3 protein-coding genes are annotated in these 2,069 nt (G+C 64.1%); all 3 read left to right on the forward strand.

The features are described from left to right. Window positions 1-585, forward strand: a 585-nt coding sequence (gene trpD, locus EOA86_RS32265; protein WP_128345300.1) for an anthranilate phosphoribosyltransferase, incomplete at its 5' end; no start/stop codon positions are given. Window positions 586-589: 4 nt separating this feature from the next. Further along, on the forward strand, window positions 590-1,441 hold the full coding sequence (gene trpC / locus EOA86_RS32270) for an indole-3-glycerol phosphate synthase TrpC (protein WP_128345301.1): 852 nt from the start codon (window positions 590-592) through the stop codon (window positions 1,439-1,441). Window positions 1,442-1,507: 66 nt separating this feature from the next. Next, the gene (gene moaC / locus EOA86_RS32275; RefSeq protein ID WP_095520387.1) at window positions 1,508-2,005 is read left to right on the forward strand and encodes a cyclic pyranopterin monophosphate synthase MoaC; all 498 of its coding nucleotides are present in this window, start codon (window positions 1,508-1,510) and stop codon (window positions 2,003-2,005) included. The last annotated feature ends 64 nt before the right edge of the window (window positions 2,006-2,069 follow it).

The following is a 2,069-nucleotide window of genomic DNA, read 5'->3' on the forward strand; positions in this document are numbered from 1 at the left end:
ATCCACGACACAGGCGTCGGCTTCATGTTCGCGCCGGCGCATCATCCGGCGATGAAGCATGTCGGCCCGATCCGCGTCGAGCTCGGCACCCGCACCATCTTCAACCTGCTTGGCCCGCTCTCCAATCCGGCCAGTGTGAGCCGGCAGATGGTCGGCGTCTTCTTGCCTGAATGGATCATGCCGGTGGCCGAGACGCTGAAGGCGCTGGGCGCCGACCACGCCTGGGTCGCCCATGGCGACGGCTATGACGAGATCACCACCACCGGTGAGACCCAAGTGGCCGAACTGGTCGGCGGCGAGATCCGCAGCTTTTCACTGACCCCGGAAGCGGTCGGGCTGAAGCGGCACACCAAGGACGAGTTGCGCGGCGGCGACGCCGCCTACAACGCCCAGGCGCTGCGCGATATGCTGGGCGGCGCTGCCGGCGCCTTTCGTGATACAGTGCTGATGAACGCCGGCGCCGGACTGGTGGTGGCGGGCAAGGCGACGACGCTTGCCGACGGCATGGCGACGGCGGCGCAAGCTATCGACAGCGGCCGGTCGCTGAAAGTGCTCGACCGGCTGGTCGAGATTTCGAACGGATAGAGCCGTGTCTGATATCCTGCGCAAGATCGAAGCCTACAAGCGCGACGAGATCGCTGCGGCGAAGGCGCGCGTGCCGCTTGCCGAGATCAAGGCGCGGGCGAAGGACACCGATGCAGCGCGCGGCTTTCTCTCGGCTCTTGAAGCCAAGCGCAAATCCGGCAGCTTCGCGCTGATCGCCGAGATCAAGAAGGCGAGCCCGTCCAAGGGCCTGATCCGCGCCGATTTCGATCCGCCGGCATTGGCCAGGGCCTATGCGAAAGGTGGTGCTGCCTGCCTTTCGGTGCTGACCGACGCGCCGTCCTTCCAGGGCGCGCCTGAATTCCTCACCGATGCGCGCAACGCCGTGACATTGCCCGCTTTGCGCAAGGATTTTCTGTTCGAGCCCTATCAGGTGTTCGAAGCCCGTGCGTGGGGCGCGGATGCCATCCTGATCATCATGGCGAGCGTCGATGACGCCGTGGCCAGCGAACTCGAAACGACGGCGTTCGAACTCGGCATGGACGCACTGGTCGAAGTGCATGACGAGGCCGAGACGGAACGCGCGCTGAAACTGTCGTCGCGGCTGATCGGCATCAACAACCGCAATCTCCGGACGTTCGAAACCAGCATCGAGACCTCGGAGCGGCTCGCGAAGATGGTGCCGGCAGACCGCCTGCTGGTCAGCGAGAGCGGTATTTTCTCGCACGAAGACTGCCGCAGGCTGGAACTGAGCGACATCGGTACGTTCCTCGTCGGCGAGAGCTTGATGCGGCAACAGAATGTGGCCACTGCGACGCGCCTGCTTTTGACGGGAAAGGCGCCCGCCATTGCATCGGCCCCAAAATCGGAATCGATTTTCGGAGAGCACGATGCATAGATTCAAAGTGCTAGAGCGTACTTTGCGCGTCCAAACGGACGCACGTCGCTCTAAGGCTGACTGACGATGACGGCCGCCCTCACCCATCTTGGCCCGAAAGGCGAAGCCAATATGGTCGATGTCGGCGACAAGGCGGAGACGACGCGCACGGCAATCGCCGAAGGTCTTGTCGCGATGCGGCCCGAAACGCTGAAGATGATTCTCGACGGCGATGCCAAGAAGGGCGACGTGCTGGGCACGGCGCGCATCGCCGGCATCATGGCGGCCAAGAGAACGCATGAGCTGATCCCGCTCTGCCATCCGCTGCTGTTGACCAAGATATCCGTTGACATCGAACCGGACGCGACGCTGCCAGGCCTGAAGGTCACGGCGCTGGCCCGCGTCGCAGGTAAGACCGGCGTCGAGATGGAAGCGCTGACCGCCGTCTCGGTCGCCTGCCTGACCATCTATGACATGGCCAAGGCGGTTGACCGCGCCATGGTGATCTCGGGCATCAGGCTGGTGGAAAAGACCGGCGGCAAATCCGGCGACTACAAGGCGGACGCCAAGGGGGCAGGCCAATAATGGCACTGCTTCCGGTCGCCGAGGCGCTCGAGCGCCTGCTTGAGGATGCTGCGCCCTTGCAGGC

The sequence above is a fragment of the Mesorhizobium sp. M5C.F.Ca.IN.020.32.2.1 genome (genome assembly GCF_004023105.1).
GTDB classification, from domain to species: Bacteria; Pseudomonadota; Alphaproteobacteria; order Rhizobiales; family Rhizobiaceae; genus Mesorhizobium; species Mesorhizobium wenxiniae.